This is a genomic window from Kitasatospora sp. NBC_00240 (assembly GCF_026342405.1).
Classification (GTDB): domain Bacteria; phylum Actinomycetota; class Actinomycetes; order Streptomycetales; family Streptomycetaceae; genus Kitasatospora.
This window is the reverse complement of the sequence record NZ_JAPEMU010000001.1, coordinates 7,615,103-7,635,644: the sequence shown is the minus strand read 5'-3', so window position 1 is coordinate 7,635,644 and position 20,542 is coordinate 7,615,103. Positions and strand designations below refer to the sequence as shown.

The following is a 20,542-nucleotide window of genomic DNA, read 5'->3' as shown; positions in this document are numbered from 1 at the left end:
CGCACCTGAAACGCCTCCGCCCGGGATGCTGGTCGCATCCCGGGCGGAGGGCAAAAAAGTTGGAGCGCCGGGCCCGATTCGAACGGACTCTTCCTACTGAAAGTAGGACGTGCTCCACCAGCACCACCGACGCATGTGCGGAGATCTCTCTCCGACGGGATGAACATTACCAGAATTGATCACCCCGCCGGCACCGGCCCGGCCGGGCGTGGTCCCAGCCGCACGCAGCGAAAATCCCTGCCGCCCGCGACGGCCCCGGGGTACGGTCGGCCGCATGACCGACAGGCTGAACGTCCGCCCCTACACCCCGGCGGACGAGGACACGGCGGTGCAGATCTGGGCCCGGGCCGCCCGCCTCGCCCACCCCTTCCTCGCGGACGAGGGAACGGGTGCCCGCGAGCAGAAGATGCGCGAGGTGTACCTGGTCCAGGCCGACCACTGGATCGCCGAACTCGACGGCGTCCCGGCGGGGGTGCTCGGTCTTCTCGGCGCCGAGATCGGCGGCCTCTTCGTCGCTCCCGAGGCCCAGGGCCGGGGCGTCGGCCGGGCGCTGGTCCGGCAGGCGGCGCTCCTGCACGGCGCCCTGACCCTGGAGGTCTACGAGAAGAACACCGCGGCCCGGCGGTTCTACGCCCGGGTGGGCTTCACCGAGCAGAGCCGGCGCCCCGACGAGGAGTACGACGAGGTGCTGCTGAAGCTGGCCCGGCCGGCGCCCTGAGGCGGCGTCCGGGATCCGCCCGGCTCCGCCGCCGGTGGAACGTGAAGGAGGGGAAGTGAGCCACAGGCGTGGGCCGTGCTCCCGCAGGGGGCCTCGTGAGTAGACGTCGCTACGTGGCCAGAGGCGTGCCCGGCGGGTACCGCATCTGGGACAACCGGGGGCGCCGCTGGTGGGGAGACCACTACGAGGTCTGCCCCGACGACCTCACCGCCGAACTGAACGGCGCAGCCGACCCGGCCCGGCTCACCGCGCTCCTCAAGCGGTACAGGGCGCAGCGGCGGTAGGGCGGACGGTCGGGCGGAGTCGCGGAGCGCGTCCAGGACGCCGTCAGCTACCAGGGGAGCCGGCCCGCCAGGTCGAAGTAGCCGCCGGTCGGGCCGTCCGGTCCCAGCAGGGCCGTCCGGACGATGGCCTCGGCGCCCTGCTCGACGGTCTGCGTGCCTTCGTGCCGGTTGAGGTCCGTCGCGGTGTAGCCGGGCTCCACGGCGTTGATCCGCATCAGGGGGAACGCCTTCGCGAACTGCACGGTGAGCATGTTGACCGCGGTCTTGGAGACCGGGTAAGCGACTCCCGGGTACCCCTTGCCGGCCTGGGCCAGCGAGGCGGTGCCGCTGCTGATGTTCACCATCACCGGGGCGGCGGAGCGTTCCAGCAGCGGCAGGAAGGCGTGGGCCACCCGGACCAGGCCGAACACGTTGGTCTCGAACACCTCCCGCATCACGTCGGCGGTCAGCTCCGCGGCACCGATGATGCCGCCGTCCGGTGACCGCACTTCGATGCCGGCGTTGTTGACCAGGACGTCCAGGCCGCCGGCGGCCTCCACGGTGGCGACCGCGGCGGCGACCGACGTGTCGTCGGTGACATCGAGGTGGACGAACCGGGCGCCGAGCCCGGCGGCCGCCGCCGTGCCCCGCTCGATGTCACGCGCCCCCAGCCAGACGGTGTGCCCCGCGGCGAGCAGGCGGCGGGCGGTCTCGTGGCCGAGGCCCTTGTTGGCCCCGGTGATCAAGGTTGTCGTCATGGGCCCAGCCTCTCTCCGGGGGGACGCGGTCGGCCAGTGGTTTACGACGCGGTCCGCCCGTGCCGCCCTGGTCGCGGACCGTCTCGTCACCGTCAGCCCGTCAGCCCGTCAAACCGCTGCCACCGCCGCGGCCACCGAGCTGCGGCGCGCGGCCCAGCGGACGGCCGGCGCCATCGCCAGCCCGGCCGCGGCGAAGACCGCGCCGAGCACCGCCCAGCCGGCCAGGCCGTACCCGATCACGGCGGTACTGACCAGCACCGGTCCGATCATCATCGCGGCGGAGGTACCCGCGTTGAAGACACCCTGGTAGGAGCCGTGCGCACCCTCGCCCGCGAGGTCGTAGCCCAGTGCCCAGCCGCCCGCCTGGCTGAGCACCTCGCCGAGGGCCTGCAGGGCGATCCCGCCCAGCACCACCACGGCGGCGGCCGTGGCCGACAGGCCGTGGGCGAGCCCCAGCACCACGCTCGACCCGGCCAGCAGCAGTCCGCCCCGGCCGCAGGCCCGGGCCGCCAGCTCCGGGCGTTCGGTGCCCCGGGTGGCGCGCACCTGGAGGGCCACCACCAGCACCGTGTTCACCACCAGGGTGCCGGCCACCACGATCCGCGGCGCCTGCGTCTGCTTGACGATCCACAGCGGCACCCCGACCTCCAGCATCGCGAACTGCAGGCAGAGCACGGCGTTGAGCGCCGTCACGGCGAGGAACGGTCCGTTGCGCAGCGCCGGGTTCGGCCCGCGCCCGCCGGTCCGCCCCCCGGAGCCCGGGTCTGCCTTCGCGCCCCCGCCCCCGCCCGTGCCCGTGCCCGCCCCGGCGTCCGGGCCGGTGGGCATACCGGCGGGCGGGGCGATCCGGATCCGGCCGTAGAGGACGGCCACCACCGCGAACGAGAGGGCGTCCAGCAGGATCGCGGTGACGTAGGCGGCGCGGGTGTCCACCTGCAGGACGACGGCGCCGAGCGCCGTGCCCAGGCACATCCCGACGTTGGTGACCACCCGGAGGTAGGCGCGGCCGGCCACCCGGCGGTCGGCGGGCAGGACTTCGGCGTACAGCGCGTTGCGCACCGCCGAGGAGCCCCGGTCGGCGGCGGTCACCGCGCAGGCCAGCAGCACGAAGGCGACGTAGCCGTCGACCAGGGCGTACCCGGCCGTGCCGACCGCCTCCAGGGCGACCAGCACGACCAGCACCCGTCGGATGCCCCAGCGGTCGGCGGCCCGCCCGGCCGGGATGCTCGCCGCGACCCCGCACAGGCCCGCGACGGTGAGTCCGAAGCCGAGTTGTGCGGCGGAGAGGCCGAGCACCCGGGTGAAGAACAGCACCGCGACGGCGAGCGAGAGGCCGTTGCCGAGGCAGTTGAGCAGGGTCAGCCGGGCGAGCCGGCGCACCATCGGGTCGGGGTGCAGCAGCCGGGACGGACCGCGGGCGGGGACGGCGGCGGGGGCACCGGATTCGCTCATGGCGGCCGGCACCCCGGTGGGTGTGGTGGTCATGCCCCGATCCCATCGCGCCTTGCGCCGGGGCAGAACTGATTTAGGGTGGGCCTGAAACATCGTTGGCGAGGCGGAGGCCCCGGTGCACCGGTTCCGGCTCGACACGGCGGATCTCGCCGCGACCTCGTTCGCCCTGTCACCGCTCCAGGAAGCGGTGCTCAGCCTGCGGATGTGGACCCACCCCGGCGTGTACGTCTGGCAGACCCCGGGCTTCGAGCGGCTGCGCCCGACCTTCGAGCAGCTCGACTGCGGGCCTTTGCTCTGCTCGCTGATCGCGACCAACCGCTGGGTGCCGGACTTCCTGACACCGCGTCCGCCGAACCCCGCCCCGGACTTCCGCGCCGAGCTGGCGGTGCTGCGGGCCACCCCGCCCGAACGGCTGCGCACCGAACTGGAACAGGCCTACCTGCCGCACGACCGGACGATCCCCGAACCGCTCGCCGCCGGGCTGGACGACCCCGCCGGACTGCTGGCCCGGATCGCCGACGCGATCGAGGTGTACTGGGAGCGCTGCCTGGCCCCGCAGTGGTGGCCGCGGGCCCGCGCGGTGCTGGAGGCCGACCTGGTGCACCGCTCGCGGGTGCTGGCGCACTACGGCGCGGCGGCGCTCTTCGCGGAACTCGACGGCCGGCTGCGCTGGGCCGACGGCGTGCTGGCGATCCACCGCAAGTGGGAGACCCTCGACGGGGACGTACCGGTGGACGGCCGCGGCCTGGTGCTGGTGCCGACCTTCTTCGCCCGGGGGGCCATCACGTCGATCAGCGACGACCACCCGCCGATGATCAGCTACCCGGCACGCGGGCAGGCGACGATGGCCGGCGCGCCCGCGTCCCCGCCGACCTCGCACGCGCTGGAGCTGTTGCTGGGCGCCCCCAAGGCCCGGCTGCTGGGCCTGCTGGCCGAGCCCGCCTCCACCACCGAGCTGGCCCGCCGGCTGGGCGTGACCCCCGGCGCGGTGAGCCAGCACCTGGCGGTGCTCTTCGACACCCGGTTGGTCACCCGCGCCCGGCACGGCCGTTCGGTGCTGTACGTCCGGAGCGCGCTCGGGGACGAACTGGCGGGGCGCTAGGCCTGGTCGGAGCCTTCCCGTCAGGCTCTCGAACCGCCGCCAGCACCACCGCTCCGTCCACCAACTCCCAAATGGTATGGACCTGTTGACGCATTGGTCCAGTCCTCCTACAGTTCCCATGCCCCCACCCCCACCATCGGGGGCGCCATGCGCAAGGTTCGGTACCGCCCTGTCCAACCCCACTGCCACAGGGAGAACCATGTCCGCACAGCACCGCGCCGGCCGGCGCAGAACGCGCCGCAGGGTGGCTTCCCTGCTCACCGCACTGCTCCTGCCACTGGCCGCGATCACCGCCCTGGCCGCCCCGGCGCACGCCGCCGGCAAACTCACCGCCGCCTTCACCAGCGCCGACAACGGCTCCTGGTGGAAGGGCACCTACATCGTCCACAACGACAACGCCACCGCGGTCTCCGGCTGGACGCTGGAGTTCGACCTCCCGGCGGGCGTGACCATCAGCGGCAGCTACAACGGCGACGCCACCGTGAGCGGCCGCCACGTCACCGCCAAGAACGCCTACTACAACGCCAACGTCGCCGCGCACGGCACCACCGAGCCCTACAGCTTCTGGTTCGTGGCAGGCGGCCCGATCGGTACGCCGACCGGCTGCCGGATCAACGGCGACAAGTGCGACGGCAGTTCGGACGTCCTGCCGGGCGCGCCCGGCACCCCGCAGGTCACCGAGTCGACGGCGCACAGCCTCGCGCTCAGCTGGCCGGCCGCCACCGCCGGGGACTTCCCGGTCGCCTCGTACGAGGTGCTCAGCGGCGCCACCGTACTGGCCACCTCCACCACCACCTCGGTCCTGGCCACCGGCCTGACCCCGGCGACGGCGTACAGCCTGGCCGTCCGGGCCAAGGACACCCGGGGCAACACCGGCCCGCTCGGCGCGAGCGTCGCCGCACGCACCGTCGACCCGGCCACCGACACCTCCCCGCCGACCGCGCCGGGCGCCCTGCGCAGCACGGCCGTCACCTCGTCCTCGATCACGCTCGCCTGGACGGCGGCCGCCGACAACCAGCGGATCTCCGCCTACGACGTCTACCAGGGCGCCACCCTGGTGCAGACGGTCACCGGCGCCACCACCACGGCGACCGTCGCCGGCCTCTCCCCGTCCACCGCCTACACCTTCACGGTGAAGGCCCGCGACCCCGCCGACAACGCCTCACCGGCCTCCAACGCGCTGACCGTCAGCACCGGCGACCTGGTCGGCCCCGGCAAGTACGCCCGGGTCGGGTACTTCACCCAGTGGGGCATCTACGGCCGCCAGTACTTCGTGAAGAACCTCGACACCTCGGGCAGCGCGGCCAAGCTGGACGTCGTCAACTACGCCTTCGAGAACATCGACCCGGTCAACCTGACCTGCCTGGCCGGCGTCACCAAGGGCACCACCGCCGACCCGCAGGACCCGGACCAGGGCACCGGCGCGGGCGACGCGGACGCCGACTACGCCCGGCCGATGAGCGCGGCGCAGTCGGTGGACGGCGTGGCGGACGACGGCTGGGGCCCGCTGCGCGGCAACCTCGGCCAGCTGAAGAAGCTCAAGGCCAAGTACCCGAACCTCAAGGTGGTCGTCTCGCTGGGCGGCTGGACGTACTCCAAGTACTTCTCGGACGCGGCCGCCACCGACGCCTCCCGCAAGAAGCTGGTCGCCTCCTGCCTCGACATCTGGATCAAGGGCAACCTGCCGCTCTACAACGGCGCGGGCGGCCCGGGCGTGGGGGCCGGCATCTTCGACGGCATCGACCTCGACTGGGAGTGGCCCGGCTCGGCCGACGGCCACGCCGGCAACCACTGGAGCGCGGCCGACAAGGACAACCTGACCCTGCTGCTGGCGGAGTTCCGCAAGCAGCTGGACGCCCTGGGCGGCTCGCACAAGCTGCTCACCGCCTTCACCCCGGCCGACCCGGTCAAGATCAACCAGGGCTGGGACCTGTCCAAGATCTTCACCTACCTGGACATCGCCAACGTCCAGGGCTACGACTTCCACGGCGCCGGCAGCGACAACTCCTGGGAGCCGAACCGCGCCGGCCACCAGGCCAACCTCTACGCCGACACCCAGGACCCGTACACCTTCCACTTCAGCGTGGACGCCGCCGTCCAGGCCTACCTCACCGCCGGGGTGAACCCGCGCAAGCTCACCATCGGGTTCCCGTTCTACGGCCGGGGCTGGCAGGGCGTCACCGCCGGCGGGGCGAACGGCGAGTGGCAGGCGGCGACCGGCGCGGCGCCGGGCCAGTTCGCCGAGGAGGCCGGCACCAGGGGGTACAACAACCTGCTGGCCGGCGTCCCCGACCTGACCGTCCACCACGACACCCAGTCGATCTCGACCTACGGCTACACCGGCGCCGGCGGCCAGTGGTGGTCCTTCGACGACCCCTGGTCGATCGGCCAGAAGACCGCCTACCTGAAGTCCAAGGGCCTGCTGGGCAGCATGATCTGGGAGATGTCCGGCGACACCCCCACCGGCACCCTGATCACCGCGCTCGACAACGGCCTCAAGTAACGGCCGCTCACCCGCCCCCGCCCGGGCCGGCCCACCGCCGGCCCGGGCTCCGGTCCCGGACGACCGTCCGGGACCGGAGCCCGGGCATGACCCGGAGCCGCCCGGCGGGGGCCGGCTGCGAAGGCTCAGCGCGAGGCGAGCGCCGAGAGCCGCCGCGCCGCGCGGTACTGCCGCAGCACCTGGGCGAAGGTGGTGTGCCCCTGGGTGGTGCGGGCGAAGGCCCGCCAGGCCGGGTCGACCAGGCAGACGGCCGCGTGGAAGAGGTGCGGGCGGCGCTCGAAGGCCGCCAGCATCTGCTTGCCGGCGCGCATCTCCACGCCGAGGCCCGCCTTGATCGCGAAGGCGTAGTTGAGGGTCTGGCGCCGCACATCGGTGCTGCCGTTCGCCTCGGCGACCTTCACGGCCCACTCCCCCGCGAGCCGGCCGGAGCGCAGCGCGTACGAGATGCCCTCCCGGGTCCACGGCTCCAGCAGGCCGGCGGCGTCGCCGGCGACCAGCACCCGGCCCCGGCTGAGCGGCGAGTCCTCGGAGCGGCAGCGGGTCAGGTGCCCGGACTCCACGCTCGGGGTGAACCCGGCCAGGCCGAGGCGGCGGATGTAGTCGGCGAGGTACTGCTTGGTGCGCTCGCCGTCGCCGCGGGCGGAGATGACACCGACGGTGAGGCTGCCCGAGTCGGTCTTGGGGAAGACCCAGCCGTAACTGCCGGGCAGCGGCCCCCAGTCGAGGTGGATCCGGCCGGCCCAGTGCCGGGAGACCTCCGCCGGGACGGGGATCTCCGCCTCCAGGCCGAGGTCGATCTGGTCGAAGGTCACCCCGACGTGGCGGCCGATCCGGCCGGCGCTGCCGTCCGCGCCGACCACCGCGCGCGCCTCGAAGCTGCGCCCGTCGGTGGCGGTGACGACGACCGTCCGGTGGTCGCCGCCGCGCTGCTCCACGCCGCTGACGGTCACTCCGGTCACCAGCACGGCGCCGGCCTGCTTGGCGGCCTGCACCAGGCGCAGGTCGAACTCGTCCCGGTTGACCAGGCCGAACAGCATCCGCTTGGAGCGCCGGGTGCGGGTGAAGCGCCCGTTGTAGGCGAAGGTGACGGCATGCACGCGGTCCTGCAGCGGCAGGACGAAGTCCGGCGGCAGGCTGTCCCTGGAGGGGCCGATGATGCCGCCGCCGCAGGTCTTGTAGCGGGGGTGCTCGGCCTTGTCGAGGAGCAGCACCCGGCGGCCCTGCGCGGCGGCGGCGTGGGCGGCGGAGGATCCGGCCGGCCCGGCGCCGACCACCACCACGTCCCAGATGCCGTCGAGCGGTTCGGGCCCGGGCCCGGCCCCGGGAAGTTCTGCGGCGACCGGGCTGTCTGCACCGGCCGGGCGGTCTGCACCGAGCGGGCTGCGGGAAACGGAGCTACCGGAGTCTGTCACGTCGAGCAATCCTATGCGTCCGGCGGCCCGGTCGGCCGCCCACCACCACGCTCGTGTCAGATTCCCCTCCCGGGGGCGGCCGGCGCACCTCTATGATCATGGCCGTCCCCCGTGTCGTGCTCACCCGAACCACCCCCTCGGAGAACCTGGAGACCCCGATGCCGCAGTTGTCCCTGGCCGATTCCGTCAGTTCCCTGATGGGGCGGGCCCGCACCGACCTCGCCGAGCTGGTCGCCTTCCCCTCCGTGGCCGACCCCCGCCAGTTCCCGGTCGAGGAGTGCGAGAAGGCCGCCCGGTGGGTCGCGGACGCCTTCGCCGCCGAGGGCCTGACGGGTGTGCGGCTGCTGGACACCCCGGACGGCACCCGGTCCGTGTACGCCGAGCTGCCCGGCCCGGCCGGCGCGCCGACGGTGCTGCTGTACTCGCACTACGACGTGCAGCCGCCGCTGGACGAGGCGGCCTGGCAGAGCCCGGCCTTCGAGCTGACCGAGCGGGACGGCCGCTGGTACGGCCGGGGCGCGGCGGACTGCAAGGGCAACATCCTGATGCACCTGACGGCGCTTCGGGCGCTGCGCGCGGTGGACGGCTCGTACCCGGTCGGCCTGAAGGTGATCGTCGAGGGCTCCGAGGAGCAGAGCACCGGCGGCCTGGAGCGGTACGCCGAGGCGCACCCCGACCTGCTGGCGGCGGACGTCATCGTGATCGGCGACACCGGCAACTTCGCTCCCGGCCTGCCGACCGTGACGGCCTCGCTGCGCGGGATGACCGTGGTCGAGGTGACCGTCAGCACGCTGGCCGGAAACCTCCACTCGGGCGCCTTCGGCGGCGCCGCTCCGGATGCCCTGCAGGCTCTGATCAGGGCGCTGGCCTCGCTGCACGACGAGCAGGGCGGGCTCACCGTCGGGGGCTTGGCGGCGGACCAGTCCTGGCCCGGCGTCCAGTACCCCGACGAGCAGTTCCGGGCCGACGCCAAGGTGCTGGACGGCGTGCGCCTGGTCGGGACGGGCAGCGTCGCGGACCGTCTCTGGGCCCGCCCCGCCGTCACGGTGCTCGGCATCGACGCCCCGCCGGTGATCGGCGCCACCTCGTCCGTCCAGGCGAGTGCCAAGGCGCTGGTGAGCCTTCGGGTGCCGCCGGGCCTGGCCACCGGTACCGCCCAGGACGCCCTGGTGGCGCACCTGGAGGCCGCCGTGCCGTTCGGCGCCCGGGTGCGGGTCGAGCGGGTCAGCGGCGGTGAAGCGTTCAGCGCGGACACCTCCGGCCCGGCCTACGAGGCGATGGGCGCGGCGATGCTGGAGGCCTTCGGCAAGGAGATGGTCGCCTCCGGCGAGGGCGGCTCGATCCCGCTCTGCAACACCCTGCGCACGCTCTACCCGGAGGCGGAGATCGTCCTGATCGGGGTCGAGGAGCCGACCACCCAGATCCACGCGGTGAACGAGAGCGTCGATCCCCGGGAGCTGGAGCTGATGGCCCTCACCGAGGCGCTCTTCCTGCGGAACTACGCCGAGGCCCGGCGGGCCTGAACCGGCGTCCGCTCCCCCGCGCCGTCCGGCGCGGGGTACCCCGGACCCGGCCGGCGGCCACGCCGCTGCCACAGCCGCGCGGCCGCCGCGTACCCGGCCGCGCCCACGGTCAGGCCCGCGCCGGCCCCGAAGCAGAATTCGGCGACCAGCTGGCGCTCGGTGTCGGCCAGGCGGTACGCCACCCCGGCCACCGTCGCCGCGACGAGCAGCACAACCCCGGCCCGCCGGAGCACGGCGGGCGGCCGCCGGACGGGGACGCCCGGCTCGGCCCGGCGCGCCTCGCGCACCGCGTAGCGGGCCAGCAGGCCGAGGGCGACGGCCGAGGAGCTGTACTGCAGCACGGTGTAGAGCGGGAGTCCGCCCACCACCCGGACGTTCAGGACCGGCAGGACGGCTCCGAACCGGCCGCCGTGGGTGAACGCGTCCCAGCCGACGTGGGTGGCCGCGCCGAGGGCCGCCGAGGCCGCGAACCAGCCGGCCCGCGCCAGGTCCGGCCGGTCCGGGCCCGGCGCGGTGACCGACTCGACGGCCCTGGCCCAGCGATCCGGCAGCAGGGCGACCAGCGGGCCGCGCAGCAGTCCGTGCCACCCGGCCACCAGGGCGGCGGCGAGCGCCACGTCCACCGTCGGCACGGCCCACCACTGGTGGGTCAGGTCGCCCTGGTGGTACACCCCCGGCAGCAGCGAATCGGCGAAGAACGGCACGTCGGGGGCCATCGACCCGGCCACCAGGGCCGAGGCGACCAGCGGCCCACGGGCTCTGGCCCCGTCCAGGAACGGCAGGGCGGCGGCGACGTGGCTGAGCGTGAACGGCATGCCCCCATCCTGCCCGGTCCGCTCCGCCACCGCCGGGGAACGGACCCGCGCGGGCCTGCGGGCCGCGGGAGAGCGGCCGGGGGGCGGGCGGCTCGGGCGACCAGGACGGGGCAGCCAGGACGGGGCGCCCCCGGACCGCGGTGGTGCCGGTCACCGGACGGGTGGTCAGGCGAACCGGACGCTCCGGTGGACGGGCGCTCAGGTCGACGGGCACTCAGGCAGGCCGGACGCGCCGGCCGACCGGCCCTGGGGACAGGGCGGGGACAGCCCGGGGGTGGGGGCGAGCCCCGGCATCTCGTAGCCCTGGCGTGCGCGTCCCTGGCGTGCGCGTCCCTGGCGTGCGCGTCCCCGGCGTGCGCGTCCCCGGCGTGCGCGTCCCCGGGGCGGCCGGTCGACGGCTCAGGCCGCGTCGACCGCGCCGGCCGGACCGCCGGACCGGCCCCCGGCGGGCACGCTGCCCGCCGGCAGGCTCCCGGCCGGCAGGCCCTCGGCGGCCGGCAGTCCGGCCTCCAGGTAGCGCAGCTCGCCGCACCGGCGGGCGTCCAGGGCGGCGGCCAGCCGGCGGTGCCGCCCCGGGGTGAGCAGCCCGGCGGCCTCGTCGAGGGTGACGAAGCGCGAGCCGCGCAGCTCGTCGGCCGGCAGCCGCAGGCCGTGCCGGGCCGCGGCGTCCAGCCGGCCGCCGTCGTAGACCAGGCGCAGGCCGCCGCGACGCGGGCCGGTTCTGGGCTCCCAGTCGACGGCGAGCAGCCGCAGGTCGGTGGCGTCCAGGCGCAGGCCCAGCTCCTCGGCGGTCTCCCGCAGGGCGGCGTCGGTGGGCGCCTCGCCGCGTTCCACCACGCCGCCGGGGAACTCCCAGGCGGGCTTGTACACCGGATCGACCAGCAGCACCCGGTCCTGCTCGTCGAAGAGCAGCACGGCGGCGGCGACGGTGTCCCCGGTGTTGTCGGTGCTCTGCACGATCGGACAGCGGGCCGCACCGTCCTTGACCAGCTCGGCGAGGCGTTCGGCGGTCTGGCGCGGGGTCAGCGCGCCGGTGTCGAGCAGTTCGGCGTCGCGGCTGAGCCAGCGCCGGGCGGCGCGGTAGCGGGGCAGGTGCTCCAGGCCCCATTCCCGGACCCGGGCGCTGCGCCCGGGCTGGCCGGGGTAGGCGTCCCGGCCCTCGATCCGGTCGCGCAGGATCGTTTCCGCGGGGTCGAGGACGAAGTGGTGCACCGCGAGCCCGCGGGCGGCCAGGCCGCCGAACATCTCGTCCCGGTACTCCTCCCGCAGCACGGTCATCGGGACGACGAGCGGGCCCGGCACCTCGCTGAGCAGCGCCGCGGCGTACTCCGGCACCAGCCGCCGCCAGGACGGCAGGTCCTGGAAGTCGGCCAGTTCGGCGGCCCGCTCGGCCGGGAGCATCCGGGCCAGCCCGTACCCGACCAGTTCGGGGTCGAAGAGCAGGCTTCCCGGGAGCAGTTCCACCAGCTCGCGACAGGCGCTGGTCTTGCCCGCGCCGAACGTGCCATTGACCCAGACGATCACGACGTCCCCTGCCCTAGATCGGCCCGGCGGCGATCGCCCCCGGGCGCGCGGCCCGGCGATCCGCGGCCCGCGCCAGTGAAGGTGGTACCCGCTGCGGAGCGGTCCCCATGCCTCGCCCTCGCTCCGGCCGTCACTTACCGGCCTCGGCCGTTGTCAGCGGCATGTGCCCGGCCGCCGGCCCCGACGGCGGCCTGGCAGCTGCCGCACGGCGCCCCCGGCACGGGGTCAGCGCCCGCCTGCCCGGAGCGCGGCCGCCGCCGCGCCGACCAGACCGGCGTCACCGCCGAGCAGAGCCGGGCGGACCTCCAGCCCCTGCACGAACGAGAGGGTCGCGTACGAGCCGAGCCACTTCCGCAGCGGGCCGAACAGCACCTCCCCGCTCTGCGCCACCCCGCCGCCGATCACCACCACCTCCAGTTCGACCAGGGCCGCGGTCGCCGCGATCCCGGCCGCGAGTGCCTGGGCCGCGCGGTCGAAGGCCTCCAGCGCGATCGGATCGCCCTGGCCGGCCGCCTCGGCGACGGCCGTGGCCGAGGCGTCGCCGCCGGGCGGCCGCCAGCCCGCCGCGGCCGCCCGGGCCGCGATCGCGGTGCCGCTGGCGAGGCCCTCCAGGCAGCCCCGGCCGCCGCAGGGGCAGGGGGCGCCGTCCAGGTCCACGCTGATGTGCCCGATGTGCCCGGCGTTGCCGCTGGGCCCGGGGTGGAGCGCCCCGCCCAGCACCAGGCCGCCGCCGACGCCGGTGGAGACCACCATGCACAGCGCGTTCCGGTGTCCGCGGGCCGCGCCCCGCCAGTGCTCGGCGGCGGTCATCGCGACGCCGTCGCCGGTCAGGACGACCGGCAGCCCGGGCACCAGCCCGCGGACCCGGTCCACCAGCGGGAAGTCCCGCCAGCCGGCGATGTTGACCGGGCTGACCAGCCCCCGGACGCCGTCCACCGGCCCGGCACTGCCGAGTCCGACCCGCTCGACCCGGGCCCACTCGGGGGCCTCGGCCAGCTCGGCCAGCACCTCGGCGACGGCGGCGAACACCGTCTCGCCCGGTTCCGCGGCCGGGGTCGGACGCCGGGTACGCCGGAACAGCCCGCCGTCCTCGGCGCCGACCAGCGCGCCCGCGATCTTCGTACCGCCGATGTCGACGGCTGCCACCAGGGCCTGCTCGCTGCTCACAGCCCCCGACCCTACCTCCGGCCCGGCCCGGCAGGGCCGCGCCCACCGGGTGCCGCCGGCGCGTGGCCGACGGCACCCGGTGGGCGGTTGTGCGAAGGGATCAGGGACGGCCCATGTAGTTCGGGTAGTAGCCGCTGCTGATGCCCGAGATCCGGATGTTGGTCCCGGGGCGGGCGGCCTCCACGTACTGGTTCCCGCCGAGGTAGATGGCGACGTGCTCGATGCCGCGGGCGGTACCGTCCTCGGACCAGAACAGCAGGTCGCCGCGGCGCAGCTCGCTCGCCCGGACCGGCGTGGTGGCCGCGAACTGGTCGTTGGCGACCCGGGGCAGGTCCACCCCCGCGCGGCGGAAGGCCTGCTGGACCAGGCCCGAGCAGTCGTAGCCGTCGGGGCCGTTGCCGGCCGTCTTGAACGGCTTGCCGAGCTGGTCGAGCGCGAAGGCGACCGCCGCCTCGAAGTCGCCGCTCTCCGCGGCCGAGGCCGTCGCCGCGTCCGAGGAGGCCGGGGCGGTGGCGGCGGCGCCGGTGCGCTGCTGGTAGACGTCGTAGTGACTGGTCCACCGCCACTGACCCTGGGCGTTCCTGAACCAGTAGACCGAACCGTCCCACCCCTGGGTGATCCCACCCGCGGACGAGGCCTTCACCGCCGAACCGGCGGCCGCACCACCCGTACGCGCCTGGTAGACGTCGTAGTGACTGGTCCACCGCCACTGACCCTGGGCGTTCCTGAACCAGTAGACCGAACCGTCCCACCCCTGGGTGATCCCACCCGCGGACGAGGCCTTCACCGCCGAACCGGCGGCCGCACCACCCGTACGCGCCTGGTAGACGTCGTAGTGACTGGTCCACCGCCACTGACCCTGGGCGTCCTTGAACCAGTACTTCGAACCGTCCCAGCCGGCGTGGGCCGGGGCGGGCTCGGCGACGGCCGCGCCGACGCCGGTGCCGAGGCCGATCACGCCCGCTCCGGCGGCGATGAGGGCGACCGCCCCCAGGCCCCGGCGGATCCGTCCGCTGCGTGCTATCCCACCGGACCGGGTCCGCTCGGCGGTGGAGGCGGTGAAGGCGGTGGTCGGCTCGCTCTGCGGGGCGCTCGGCGCGCCGGTGTCGACGGTGTTCATTCCTTGCGTCTTCCTCTGCTGGCGTGGGGCCCGGGCGGCTCGCGACGGTCGTCCGCCGCGAGCCGGAAGCCGCCTGGTCCGGAGGTCACTCGGTCCGGAGGGGCCCGCCGGCCGGGGAGGCCCGGCGCGGGCACGGCGACCCGGGGTTCGGTTCCGGGGATCACGTTAAGCACGCCCGCGCTCACGGCGCGCAACGAGGAGCGCCAACGGGTGGTTCACCCTCGGTGACTGGGCGTCAGCAGAAACGCCCTCGGCTCCGGAGGGTCCGTCAGGCCGGCAGGCCGCCGGGCGGACCGTCAGGAATGCCCGACGCCGCCCGCCGTCGGCTCCTGGAGCAGCAGCTTCTTCAGTACCTTGCCCATCGCGTTGCGGGGCAGTTCGTCCACGAGCACCACCCGTCGGGGCCGCTTGTGGACGGACAGCCGCTCGGCCACGAAGGCGGTGAGCTGCTCCCCCGTCACGGCGCCGTCGGGGACGACGTACGCGACCACGGCCTGGCCGAGGTCCTCGTCCGGCGCGCCGACCACGGCCGCGTCGGCCACGGCCGGGTGGTCCCGCAGGGCGGCCTCGACCTCACCCGCGCCGATCCGGTACCCGCCGCTCTTGATCAGGTCCACCGAGGCCCGGCCGACGATCCGGTGGAACCCGTCCGCACCGATCACGGCCACGTCGCCGGTACGGAACCAGCCGTCCTCCGTCCAGGACTCGGCATCGGCGTCCGGTCGGTTGAGGTACCCGGCGAACAGGGTGGGCCCGGCCACCTGGAGCTCGCCGACGCTCTCGCCGTCCGACGGGACGGGTGCGCCGTCCTCGCCGACCAGCCTGGTCCGGACGCCCTCCAGCGGCAGGCCCACGCTGCCGGGGCGGCGTTCGCCGTCCGCGCGGGTGCTGACCGTGATCAGCGATTCGGTCATGCCGTACCGCTCGATCGGCGCCTGCCCGGCGAGCCCGGCGAGCCGCTCGAAGACCGGGACGGGCAGCGGGGCGCTGCCGGAGACCAGCAGCCGGGCCGTCCGCAGCCCGGCCGCCGCCGCGGGGTCGGCGGCGATCCGCGACCACACGGTGGGGACACCGAAGTACAGCGTGCCGCCGGCCCGCGCGTAGCCCTCGGGCGTGGGACGACCGGTGTGGACCAGGCGGCTGCCGGTCCGCAGCGCGCCGAGCACGCCGAGGACCAGGCCGTGCACGTGGAACAGCGGCAGCCCGTGCACCAGGGTGTCCTCGGCCGTCCACTGCCAGGCCGCGGCGAGCGCGTCCAGGTCGGCGGCGACGGCGGCCCGGCGGATCACGGCGCCCTTGGGCGCACCGGTGGTGCCCGACGTGTAGAGCACGAAGGCGGTCGCGTCCTCGCCCGGCTCGGGGTGGGAGGTGGCCGAACGCAGCGTCAGGTCCACCGGGAGGGTGTCCAGCCCGGGCAGCGCGTCCAGGCCCTCCGGGGCCCGGTCCCCGGCGGCCAGCGCGAGCAGGGCGGCGCCGGAGTCCCGCAGGATGTGCGCGCGCTCCTTGGGCCCGGAGTCGGGCGGCAGCGGCACCACCGGGACGCCGGCCAGCAGGCCGCCGACCACCGCGGCCACCGTCTCGGCCGTGGGCCGGGCGAGCACCGCGAGCGCGGGTGCGCCGGCCACCCGGTCGGCGACCGCGGTGGCCGCGCCGAGCAGCCGCTCGCGCGAGAGCGCGACCCCGTCGATCCGCAGGGCGTCGGCGCTGTCGCCGTGCCCGTCCTGAAGCGCCGTCAACAGACTCATGAGCCCCTCCGCGTCGGTCCTTGGCGCCGACTCTACGGCCCGGGGTACGCCGGAGGGCGCGGCGGCCCTGTTCGGCCGTCCGCGCCCTCTGGGCGGATCGCTCGGCTCAGCCCTTGCGGGTCTTGACCTCGGCGGTGAGCTGCGGCAGGACGGTGAAGAGGTCACCGACGACGCCGTAGTCGACCAGCTCGAAGATCGGGGCCTCCGGGTCCTTGTTGACCGCGACGATGGTCTTCGAGGTCTGCATACCGGCCCGGTGCTGGATCGCACCCGAGATGCCCGCCGCCACGTACAGCTGCGGCGAGACCTGCTTGCCGGTCTGCCCGACCTGGTTGGTGTGCGGGTACCAACCCGCGTCCACCGCGGCCCGCGAGGCACCCACGGCCGCACCCAGCGCGTCCGCCAGCTCCTCCACCACGCCGAAGCCCTCCGCCGCACCCACACCACGACCGCCCGACACCACGATCGCGGCCTCGGTCAGCTCCGGACGACCCGAGGACACCCGCGGCGTGCGCGAGGTCACCGTCGCCGCGTTGCCGGTGAACGCCACCACCACACTCTCCACCGCACCCGCCGCCGGGGCCGCCTCGGGCGACGTGGAGTTCGGCTTCACCGTGATCACCGGCGTACCGTGCGACACCCGCGACCTCACCTGGAACGACGCCGCGAACACCGACTGCGTCGCCACCGGACCACCCTCACCGGCCTCCAGGTCCACCGCGTCCGTGATGATCCCCGAACCCAGCCGCAGCGCCACCCGGGCGGCGACCTCCTTGCCCTCGCCGGAAGAGGTCACCAGGACCGCGGCGGCACCGGCCGCCTTCGCGATCTGGGTCAGCGCGTCGACCTTCGGGACGACCAGCCGGTCGGTGAACTCGGCGCCGTCGGCGACGTACACCTTCGCGGCACCGAACTCGGCGGCCCTGGCGGCGATCGCCGCGGCACCGGCGCCGGCGCCGAGCACCACCGCCGACGGCTCGCCGATCCGGCGGGCCAGGGTCAGCAGTTCGAGGGCCGGCTTGCGGACCACGCCGTCGGCGTGGTCGACGAGGACGAGAATCTCACCCATGGTTCGTCTACTCCTGATCAGTGGTGGTTGTGCGGAACCGCGGGTCAGATGAACTTCTGCTCGGCGAGGTAGGCGGCGAGCGCCTTGCCGCCCTCACCCTCGTCCTTGACGATCGTGCCGGCGGTGCGCGCCGGGCGGGCCGTGACGGCCTCCACCGCGGTCCAGGCACCGGCCAGACCGACCTCCTCCGCGTCGATGCCCAGATCGTCCAGGTCGAAGGACTGCACCGGCTTCTTCTTCGCGGCCATGATGCCCTTGAACGAGGGGTAGCGGGCCTCCCCGGACTGGTCGGTCACCGACACGACCGCCGGCAGCTGCGCCTCGACCTGCTCGGTCGCGGCGTCGCCGTCGCGGCGGCCCTTGACCGTGGTGCCCTCGACGGTGACCTCGGACAGCAGGGTCAGCTGCGGCACGCCCAGCCGCTCGGCGAGCAGCGCCGGCAGCACGCCCATCGTCCCGTCGGTGGAGGCCATGCCGCCCACCACCAGGTCGAAACCGGTCTGCTCCAACGCCTTCGCGATGATCGCCGAGGTACCGATCACGTCGGTGCCGTGGATGTCGTCGTCGTTCACGTGCACGGCCTTGTCGGCGCCCATCGACAGGGCCTTGCGCAGCGCGTCCTTCGCGTCGTCCGGGCCCACCGTCAGCACCGTCACCTCCGCGTCGCCGTGCGCCTCCGCGATCCGCAGCGCCTGCTCCACGCCGTACTCGTCCAACTCCGACAGGAGGCCGTCGACGCCCTCCCGGTCGGTGGTGTGGTCGTCCGCGAAGCGCCGGTCACCGGTCGCGTCGGGCACGTACTTCACACAGACAACGATCCTCAAGCTCACGGCCTGTCTCCTGTACTGGTCTCGTCCGGCGGCTGCGGCTGGTGCAAGCGGGCGCGATTACGCCACGCGCCCGCTCCGGGCAGCGAATTCCCGTGCCCGTCCGGAACTTCCTGGCAGCATACTCGCCAGTAGCTTAGCCGTCACTACTGGCCAGTAGCTTAGCGCTGCCGGACTTCCGGGCGAGCATCCCCCGGCCCGCTACGACCTCGGACGATCCCCGAAGAAGGCCGGCCGGAGGACGGCTGCACCACCGTCTGCGCCCATCCTGCCCCAGCCCGGGCCGAACACCACCTGACTGGGCGGCACATCGGCTGTGAGATTCACCGGCCACGACGGGAGCAGCTGTGGTCTTGACACACCCTAGCTTGATCAACTAAAGGCTCGCCGTGGTCCCGGTCCGGCCGGACGGTCCCATCCGAAGGAGCCTCAGACCGCCTCGCCCAGGGCGGCGATGACGTCCGCGCGACGCGGCTGGCCGGCCGCCCGCCGGACCACCCGACCGGTGGCGTCCAGCACCAGGACGGTCGGGGTGCGCAGGATCTCCAGCCGGCGGACCAGGTCCAGCTTCTCCTCGGCGTCGATCTCCACGTGCGCCACCCCCGCCACCATGCCGGCGACCTCGTCGAGGACCCGGCGGGTGGCCCGGCAGGGCTGACAGAAGGCGGTCGAGAACTGCACCAGCGTCGCGCGCTCGCCCAGCTCCGTACCGAGCTCCGAGGCGGACAGCCGCACCGCGTCGTCCTTGGTCCGCACCCGCATCCTCCCGTCGCGCCTGGCGCGCAGCAGTCCGAACGCGCTCGCCAGCGCGAGCACGGCAACACACACCACCAACCCGGTCATCGCTCCAGTGTGCGCCACCCGCCGCGAGCTCCCGCCCGGGCCCCCACCCCACCCCCACCGGGGGTCGACCGGCCGGTCCGGCCCCGCGTACCATCGGCGCGTGGACTCCTACCGCCCCGCGCTGCCGCGCCTGACCACCCGCCGGGTGGTCGACCTGTGCCGCGCCACGGCCTCGCGCTGTCGCTGACCCGCCTCCGTCAGCCCGCCCGAGCCCCGCACCGGAGCCCCCATGCAGATCGACCCGCGCGGCCCCCGTTTCGCCGCCGTCCTCACCTCTCTCGTCCTGGCCGCCGTGCTGATCAGCGGCAGCGGCACGCTACTCGCGGTCCAGGCCCTGATCTTCGCCGTCGGCGCCTTCGCCGGCCTGCAGTACTCCCCGTACGGCTGGCTGTACCGCACCCTGGTCCGCCCGCGCCTCGGGCCGCCCCGCGAGACGGAGGACGCCCGCCCGCCGCGCTTCGCCCAGGCCGTCGGCCTCGGCTTCGCCGCCGTGGGCACCGTCGCCTACCTGACCGGCCTGACCTGGCTGGGCCTGCTCGCCACCGCCGGTGCGCTGGCCGCCGCCTTCCTCAACGCCGCCTTCGGCTACTGCCTCGGCTGCGAGATGTACCTGTTCGTCCGCCGGGTCCAGCTCCGGCCCGGCGCCCAGCCGGGGTGAGCCCCGCCGTCGCGGCCCGGTCCGGCCCGCGACCGGGGTGAACCCCGGCGCGACCGGCCGGTCCGGCGGCGCCCGCGCGTGACAGACGGCACTCGTTCGGGGGATCATCGTCCTGTATCACCCGTGGCCGTCGCGGCGTGCCGCGCCTTCCGGTCGGCCCCCGTACGTCGCGGGTACCGCCGGACCGGGCACCAGGCCCGTGGAAGTTAGGGCTGACCGTGGCAGAGTTCGTGTACCCGCCGGTGATCGGAGCCGCGCTCACCGTCTTCCGCGCGCTCGACGTGCGCATCAAGATCGTGGGCGCCGAGAACATCCCGGCGACGGGCGGGGCGGTGCTGGTGAGCAACCACATCAGCTACCTGGACTTCCTCTTCGCCGGCCTCGGCGCCGTCCGGGGCGGCAAGCGCAAGACCCGCTTCATGGCGAAGGACGACGTCTTCAAGCACGCCGTCTCGGGCCCCCTGATGCGCGGCATGAAGCACATCCCGGTCGACCGTACCGACGGCCAGCCCGCCTACGACGCCGCCGTCCGGGCGCTGCGCGCCGGCGAGGTGGTCGGTGTCTTCCCCGAAGCCACCATCAGCCGCTCCTTCATGCTGAAGAAGTTCAAGACCGGCGCCGCCCGGATGGCCGCCGACTCCGGCACCCCGCTGCTGCCGGTCATCCTCTGGGGGACCCAGCAGCTCTGGACGAAGGGCCGCCCGAAGACCCTCACCAAGCGCCACGTCCCGGTCACCATCATGATCGGCAAGCCGATCGAGCTGGCCCCGGGCGACAAGCCGGTCATGGTCACCCGCCGTTTGCGTGCCGCGATGACCGAGATGCTCGACCAGGTCCAGCGCGAGTACCCGGCCAAGCCCGCCGGTCCGGACGACACCTGGTGGCTGCCCGCCCAGCTCGGCGGCACCGCCCCCACCATGGAGGTGGCCGAGGCCGAGGACGAGGCGGAGGCCGCGGCGAAGGCCGAGCGCCACGCCGCCAAGGAAGCCGCCAAGGAGCAGGGCAAGTAGGCCTACGACTGCCGCCCCGGGTGGCCGAGCGGC

The 20,542-nt window shown here is 74.5% G+C and carries 18 protein-coding genes; 7 read left to right on the top strand and 11 right to left on the bottom strand.

The window, feature by feature from the left end:
- The first annotated feature begins 274 nt into the window (after positions 1 to 274).
- Both OG689_RS32750 and OG689_RS32745 read left to right on the top strand, forming a co-directional pair.
- Complete coding sequence (locus OG689_RS32750; protein WP_266324453.1) at positions 275 to 718, top strand: GNAT family N-acetyltransferase; 444 nt, start codon at positions 275 to 277, stop codon at positions 716 to 718.
- A gap of 95 nt (positions 719 to 813) precedes the next feature.
- Positions 814 to 1,002: a hypothetical protein gene (locus OG689_RS32745; protein ID WP_266324452.1), complete on the top strand. Its 189-nt coding sequence runs from the start codon at positions 814 to 816 to the stop codon at positions 1,000 to 1,002.
- 47 nt (positions 1,003 to 1,049) lie between these two features.
- On the opposite strand, the gene OG689_RS32740 is transcribed toward OG689_RS32745, so the two are convergent.
- Positions 1,050 to 1,739, bottom strand: coding sequence for an SDR family NAD(P)-dependent oxidoreductase (locus tag OG689_RS32740; RefSeq protein WP_266324451.1), 690 nt, complete (start codon positions 1,737 to 1,739; stop codon positions 1,050 to 1,052).
- A 108-nt stretch (positions 1,740 to 1,847) separates the two neighbouring features.
- Positions 1,848 to 3,224 carry an MFS transporter gene (locus OG689_RS32735; protein ID WP_266324450.1) on the bottom strand — a complete coding sequence of 459 codons (1,377 nt, stop codon included), beginning with the start codon at positions 3,222 to 3,224 and terminating at the stop codon, positions 1,848 to 1,850.
- Between the two features lie 82 nt (positions 3,225 to 3,306).
- Here OG689_RS32735 and OG689_RS32730 point away from each other — a divergent pair, with 82 nt between their 5' ends.
- On the top strand, positions 3,307 to 4,293 hold the full coding sequence (locus OG689_RS32730) for a helix-turn-helix domain-containing protein (RefSeq protein ID WP_266324449.1): 987 nt from the start codon (positions 3,307 to 3,309) through the stop codon (positions 4,291 to 4,293).
- Positions 4,294 to 4,492: 199 nt separating this feature from the next.
- The gene (locus OG689_RS32725; protein WP_266324448.1) at positions 4,493 to 6,796 is read left to right on the top strand and encodes a glycosyl hydrolase family 18 protein; all 2,304 of its coding nucleotides are present in this window, start codon (positions 4,493 to 4,495) and stop codon (positions 6,794 to 6,796) included.
- Between the two features lie 125 nt (positions 6,797 to 6,921).
- Here OG689_RS32725 and OG689_RS32720 read toward each other — a convergent pair whose 3' ends face one another.
- Complete coding sequence (locus tag OG689_RS32720; protein WP_266327609.1) at positions 6,922 to 8,085, bottom strand: geranylgeranyl reductase family protein; 1,164 nt, start codon at positions 8,083 to 8,085, stop codon at positions 6,922 to 6,924.
- Positions 8,086 to 8,366: 281 nt separating this feature from the next.
- On the opposite strand from OG689_RS32720, the gene OG689_RS32715 reads away from it, so the two are divergent.
- A complete protein-coding gene (locus OG689_RS32715) occupies positions 8,367 to 9,731 on the top strand; it encodes a dipeptidase (protein ID WP_266327607.1) in 1,365 nt (454 codons plus the stop codon).
- Here OG689_RS32715 and OG689_RS32710 read toward each other — a convergent pair.
- The 8 genes from OG689_RS32710 to OG689_RS32675 all read right to left on the bottom strand — a co-directional run bounded on the left by OG689_RS32710 (position 9,707) and on the right by OG689_RS32675 (position 18,841).
- The gene (locus tag OG689_RS32710) at positions 9,707 to 10,546 is read right to left on the bottom strand and encodes a DUF4184 family protein (protein WP_266324447.1); all 840 of its coding nucleotides are present in this window, start codon (positions 10,544 to 10,546) and stop codon (positions 9,707 to 9,709) included. The two genes, OG689_RS32715 and OG689_RS32710, sit on opposite strands and share 25 nt — an antisense overlap.
- A gap of 399 nt (positions 10,547 to 10,945) precedes the next feature.
- Positions 10,946 to 12,070 (bottom strand): NUDIX hydrolase, encoded by a 1,125-nt coding sequence (locus tag OG689_RS32705; protein ID WP_266324446.1) that lies wholly within the window; start codon positions 12,068 to 12,070, stop codon positions 10,946 to 10,948.
- A gap of 225 nt (positions 12,071 to 12,295) precedes the next feature.
- Positions 12,296 to 13,237, bottom strand: coding sequence for an ROK family protein (locus tag OG689_RS32700; protein WP_266324445.1), 942 nt, complete (start codon positions 13,235 to 13,237; stop codon positions 12,296 to 12,298).
- A gap of 100 nt (positions 13,238 to 13,337) precedes the next feature.
- Positions 13,338 to 14,357 carry a C40 family peptidase gene (locus OG689_RS32695; protein WP_266324444.1) on the bottom strand — a complete coding sequence of 340 codons (1,020 nt, stop codon included), beginning with the start codon at positions 14,355 to 14,357 and terminating at the stop codon, positions 13,338 to 13,340.
- Between the two features lie 296 nt (positions 14,358 to 14,653).
- Positions 14,654 to 16,102 carry an acyl-CoA synthetase gene (locus tag OG689_RS32690; RefSeq protein WP_266324443.1) on the bottom strand — a complete coding sequence of 483 codons (1,449 nt, stop codon included), beginning with the start codon at positions 16,100 to 16,102 and terminating at the stop codon, positions 14,654 to 14,656.
- 106 nt (positions 16,103 to 16,208) lie between these two features.
- Positions 16,209 to 17,171: an electron transfer flavoprotein subunit alpha/FixB family protein gene (locus tag OG689_RS32685; protein ID WP_266324442.1), complete on the bottom strand. Its 963-nt coding sequence runs from the start codon at positions 17,169 to 17,171 to the stop codon at positions 16,209 to 16,211.
- A 44-nt stretch (positions 17,172 to 17,215) separates the two neighbouring features.
- Positions 17,216 to 18,001 carry an electron transfer flavoprotein subunit beta/FixA family protein gene (locus OG689_RS32680; protein ID WP_266324441.1) on the bottom strand — a complete coding sequence of 262 codons (786 nt, stop codon included), beginning with the start codon at positions 17,999 to 18,001 and terminating at the stop codon, positions 17,216 to 17,218.
- A gap of 426 nt (positions 18,002 to 18,427) precedes the next feature.
- Positions 18,428 to 18,841: a thioredoxin family protein gene (locus OG689_RS32675; protein ID WP_266324440.1), complete on the bottom strand. Its 414-nt coding sequence runs from the start codon at positions 18,839 to 18,841 to the stop codon at positions 18,428 to 18,430.
- 229 nt (positions 18,842 to 19,070) lie between these two features.
- On the opposite strand from OG689_RS32675, the gene OG689_RS32670 reads away from it, so the two are divergent.
- Positions 19,071 to 19,499 (top strand): DUF4395 domain-containing protein, encoded by a 429-nt coding sequence (locus OG689_RS32670; protein ID WP_266324439.1) that lies wholly within the window; start codon positions 19,071 to 19,073, stop codon positions 19,497 to 19,499.
- A 218-nt stretch (positions 19,500 to 19,717) separates the two neighbouring features.
- Complete coding sequence (locus OG689_RS32665; protein ID WP_266324438.1) at positions 19,718 to 20,509, top strand: lysophospholipid acyltransferase family protein; 792 nt, start codon at positions 19,718 to 19,720, stop codon at positions 20,507 to 20,509.
- Positions 20,510 to 20,542 lie beyond the last annotated feature (33 nt).